At 71.7% G+C, this 4,783-nt stretch carries 2 protein-coding genes and 1 pseudogene; 2 read left to right on the top strand and 1 reads right to left on the bottom strand.

Features of this window, described 5'->3' with window-relative positions; all coding sequences use genetic code 11:
- Positions 1-1,504: pseudogene (locus ACY45C_RS03395) on the bottom strand (polysaccharide biosynthesis protein); the annotation flags it as partial.
- 117 nt (positions 1,505-1,621) lie between these two features.
- Here ACY45C_RS03395 and ACY45C_RS03390 point away from each other — a divergent pair.
- Together ACY45C_RS03390 and ACY45C_RS03385 are read left to right on the top strand one after the other, a co-directional pair.
- Complete coding sequence (locus ACY45C_RS03390; RefSeq protein ID WP_462186192.1) at positions 1,622-3,406, top strand: tyrosine-protein kinase domain-containing protein; 1,785 nt, start codon at positions 1,622-1,624, stop codon at positions 3,404-3,406.
- Positions 3,403-4,783, top strand: a 1,381-nt coding sequence (locus ACY45C_RS03385) for a DUF4012 domain-containing protein (protein WP_462186191.1), incomplete at its 3' end; no start/stop codon positions are given. The genes ACY45C_RS03390 and ACY45C_RS03385, both read left to right, overlap by 4 nt.

The following is a 4,783-nucleotide window of genomic DNA, read 5'->3' as shown; positions in this document are numbered from 1 at the left end:
ATGAAGTACCGGGTGACCTCGGGGTGGGTGACGGTGATCGGCCCGCCGGCGGCCAGCTGGCCGGCGAAGACGGTCAGGACGGAGCCGTTGCTGCCCAGGACGTTGCCGAACCGGACGCTGACCAGCGTTCCGCGGGCCCGGCGGGCGAGGCACGCGGTGAGCCGCTCGGTGATCCGCTTCGAGTAGCCGAGGGCGCTCGTCGGGTTCGCCGCCTTGTCCGTGGAGATGTTGACCAGCCGGTCGACGCCGCAGGCCACGGCCGTCTCCAGGATCGTCAGCCCCAGACGTTGGTCTTCACCGACTCGCCGGGGAAGCGTTCGAGCAACGGGAGGTGTTTGAGCGCGGCGGCGTGGAAGACGACCTCGGGCCGGCGCTCCGTGAACAGCGTGGTCATCAGGTCGATGTCGCGGATGTCGCCCAGCACGATGGCGTCGTCGTCGAGCATCGCCCGGCCGGAGATCGACAGCTGCACCGCGCGCAGTGCCGACTCGTCCCGGTCCAGCATGATCAGTTCGGCCGGCCCGTAGCCGGAGATCTGCCGGCACAGCTCCGAGCCGATCGATCCGCCCGCCCCCGTCACGAGCACCCGTCGGCCCGCGAGGTAGCTCGCGGCGGCGGACATGTCGGTGCGGATCTGCCGCCGGCCGAGGAGGTCGGCGAGGTCGAGGTCGCGGATGTCCCCGACGCCGACCCGCCCGTCGATCAGGTCCGCGACGCGGGGAAGCACCTTCACGGTCAGCCCGGCGCCCTCGGCGATTGCGCTGATCTCCCGCAGCAGTGTGCCGTCGGCGCTGGGGATCGCCACGAGCAGGGTCCTGGCCCCGGTCGACTCGGCGACGGCGCCGATCCGCTCCCGGCCACCACGTACCCGGACCCCGAGCAGCTGGAGGTTGTGCGTGCTCGGGTCGTCGTCGAGCAGCGCGACCGGGTAGTAGGGACTGTCCCGGGTGCGCAGCATGGCCGCCAGTACCCGTTCGGCCCCGTCACCGGCGCCGAACACGAGGAGCGGTTCGGCGTGGTCCCTGTTCGGCCGGCGGAGGTGTTCCTCGGTCAGCCGCCAGAGGTAGCGGATGCCGAACATCACGACCAGGGCCACCGCGCCGCCCAGCGGCGGCACGCTCAGCGGGACGGGTCTCGGGGAGCCGAACACGGCGATGACGACGACCACGCTGACGACCGTGAGCAGGACCGACACGAGCAGGCCGAGGACCTCCTCGAAGCCGCCGAAGCGGTAGCGCCCCAGGTAGAGGTGCAGGGCGGTGCCCAGGAAGTGGAGCACGCAGACGGCGAGCGTGCAGATGACCCAGAAGCCGAGATCGCTCAGCGCGCCGAGAGTGAAGTCCAAGCGGCCGATCTGGGCCGAGATGAGGCCCAGGACCAGCGCCGCGCTGTCCAGAGTGATCTGCAGGCCAACCCGCTGGCGGAGGTTGAGCCGGGAGGCGCGCCGTGCGATGTGTGCTGTCCACCGACCATGACTCACTCTGTCTACTCTACATCTCCACATGAGGCCATAGAGTAAGCATGGCTAAGAGTAAAAGAACGACTACCCATCGAGTATGTTGAGTCGGTCTTCGATGACGGTGAGTGGTCGGGACCGAGGTCCCGGGAGGGTGGTCGACGGGTGGAGCTGCGCGACTACGTCCGTGTTCTGCGCCGAAGCTGGATGATCATGATTGCCGGCATGGTCCTCGGCGGGCTGCTGGCCGCTACGGCGACCTGGCGAACGACGAAAGAGTACGCCGCCTCGGTGACGATGGTCGTCTCCTCGTCGGACAACGGCGCCGGAGCCGTCTCGGCCTACCAGGGAGGCCTGTTCTCCCAGCAACGCGTCAAGTCCTACGCCAACCTGGTGGCCAGCGAGCGGGTGGCGACGGCCGTGATCGCACGCCTGCACCTGCACGCGACTCCGGAGGCCCTGCGGGCCCAGATCAGCGCGCACGCCGTCCCGGACACCGTGCTGCTCCAGGCCGTCGTGCGCGATCCCGACCCGAGACGAGCCATGATCATCGCAGATGCTGTCGGTGAGGCGTTCTCCACCACCATTGCGGAGATCGAGACGCCGTCGGTCGACGAACCGCCCTCCGTGCGGGTGACTGTCTGGGAACACGCGAAGCTGCCCGTCTCGCCCGTCTCGCCCCAGCCGATCCGCGACCTCGCGCTCGGAGTGCTGCTCGGGCTGATCGTCGGCATCGCCGCCGCGGTCGTCCGGTACCGCCTCGACACGAGCGTGTCCAGTGAGGACGACGCCCGTGAGACGACCGAGCTGCCCAACCTCGCCGTCATCGGCTACGACGGTGCCGCCGCCCGGCATCCCCTCATTGTCAACACCGGGCCCCGCTCGGCCCGGGCGGAGGCGTTCCGCCAGCTGCGGACCAACCTGCAGTTCATCGAGGTGGACACCGGACCTCGATCGATCCTGGTGAGCAGTGCGGTCTCCGGTGAGGGCAAGACCACCGTGGCCTGCAACCTCGCGATCACCCTGGCGCAGGGCGGTGCGCGGGTCTGCCTGATCGAGGGGGACCTGCGACGGCCGTCGTTCGGCGAGTACCTCGGGGTCGAGTCCGCCGCCGGGCTCACCTCGGTCCTCATCGGCGCCGCGGACCTCGACGACGTCCTGCAGCCCTGGGGGGAGGGCCGGGTCGGGGAGGGGCGCGTAGAGGTCCTCGCCAGCGGCCCCATCCCGCCGAATCCCAGCGAGCTGCTCGGCTCCAAGGGCATGGCCGAACTCATCAACCTGCTGTCCGCCCGCTTCGACATCATCCTGGTCGACGCCCCGCCCCTGCTACCGGTGACCGACGCGGCCGTGCTCGCCACCCGGGTCGAGGGGGTTCTGCTGGTGATGCGGGCCGGTCGGACCCGCCGCGAGCACCTCCGGCGGGCCGTCGAGGCGCTGCGGGCGGTCGACGCCCGGATGATCGGCACCGTGCTGAACATGGTGCCGGTCAAGGGACCCGACGCCTACGACTACGGCCCGCGCGACGGTTACGCGCCACGCGGCCGGCACGCCAGGACCTCCTCGCCCCGAACCCTGGAGATCCCGGCGCCCGATTCCGGAGTCCGGCCCGCCTGGCCGGTCATCTCGCCTCCGTCACCGGCGCTGCCGCCACCGGCTCCGGCTTCTCCTGCTCCGGCCGCGACGCCGGTTCCCGCCACCACGGAGCGTCTCGGGATAGTCGACGGTGGCGACGAGCCGAGCTCGGCGCGGGACCCGCTGCCCGACGGCGCCACGACCGGCCCGAGCGCCACGACCGGCCCGAGCGGCGGACCGCACGTCAGGGTGCCGGCGGCACGCGGATCGGCCGAGGAGATCATCTCCGTCGGCGGAAGGACACCGCGCGGTACGGACCCGGCTGGCGGGACGACGCCGGATGACGACGGCGCGACCCGGCCGCCGTTCTCCCCATGACGGGTTCGCCACCGGGGGAGAGCACCGGGTCCGCTCCGGGCCCGGATCCGGTGGGCCTAGATCCGGTTCCGGACCTGGACCGGGTTCCGGACCTGCTCACGCGGGCGCCCGTGGGCGGGCGGGACGTGGGTGGGCGGAACATAGGTGGGCGGGACGTGGGTGAAGGTGGCGTGGGTGGGCGGGACGTGGGTGGCGGTGGCGAGGCCGGGGCGGGGCAGCACCGCGTCGGCCGTGGTCGCCGGCGTCATCGTGGTCGCCGGGCCCGGTACCGCCGGCTGGCCGCCGGGGTCGCGACGGCCCTCGTCGTGCTGGTGGCGATGACCGCCTGGGTGGTCGTGCGCGGACTACTGGCCAAGTCCCGTCTTGACGAGGCCAGGCAGCGGATCGCCGTCCTGCAGCGGCAGGTTCTGAGCGGAGACTTTCCCCGCGAGGCCGAGTTGCGGTCGCAGCTCGAGCAGATCCGGCGGCGGGCCACCGATGCGCGGGCCCTGACCTCGGATCCGGTGTGGTCGGCGTTCGGGCGGCTGCCCGTCGCCGGCTGCCCGCTGCGCTCGGCGGCAACACTGATCCGAGAGGTGGACGCGGTCGCCGGCACCAGCCTGCCGGCCGTGGCCGACCTGGGTCCCTCCCTCGATCCGCGGGTGCTGCGCCAGCGTATGACGATCAATGTCCGGGCGCTTGCCGTGGTCCGCCGCCCGGCCGAGCGATCCTTCAACGCCATCTCCGCGTTGCAGGCGGCAGTGGAGAACGTACCCGACTGCGGATGGGCCGGGCGGGCCAGCGGCATCGCCGACGCCCGCGCCGAGATGATCGACCGGAGCCGGCGCCTGTCCGGTGCGCTGGGCACCGTCGTTCTGGCCGCCCGGGTCGGTCCCGCCATGCTCGGCGGGGGCGGTGCCCGTCGCTACCTGCTGATCGTCCAGAACCCGGCCGAGTCCCGCGCCAACGGGGGGATCATCGGTGGGTTCGGCCTGCTGACCGCGGAGCACGGGCGGCTGTCCCTCGACGGCATCTCGGGCAATGGTGCTCTGCCGGGCGGCCCCACCCAGCAGCGACCCGCGACGAGGCTGCCGGTCCCGTTCGCGGTCCGTTACGGCGCCTTCTGGCCCGACCGTATCTGGGCGAATATCAACCTGACCCCCGACTACCCGATGGCCGGCAGGCTCTACAGCGCGTTCTACCGGGCCGGCACGGGCCTCGACGTCGACGGTACGATCAGCGTCGACCCCACGACGTTGTCGTATCTTCTCGCCGCGAGCCGGCCCGCGGTGCTCCCCGACGGCACGTCGGTGGCCGCGGAGCACCTGGTCGATCTCGTCGAGTCGCGCGTCTATGGCAAGATCATGGACGCGGCCGCCCGCGACCGCTTCTTCGCCC

This window comes from Frankia sp. CcWB2 (assembly GCF_977927585.1).
Note: the sequence above shows the minus strand (reverse complement) of the source record. Positions and strands in the feature narration are given on the sequence as shown.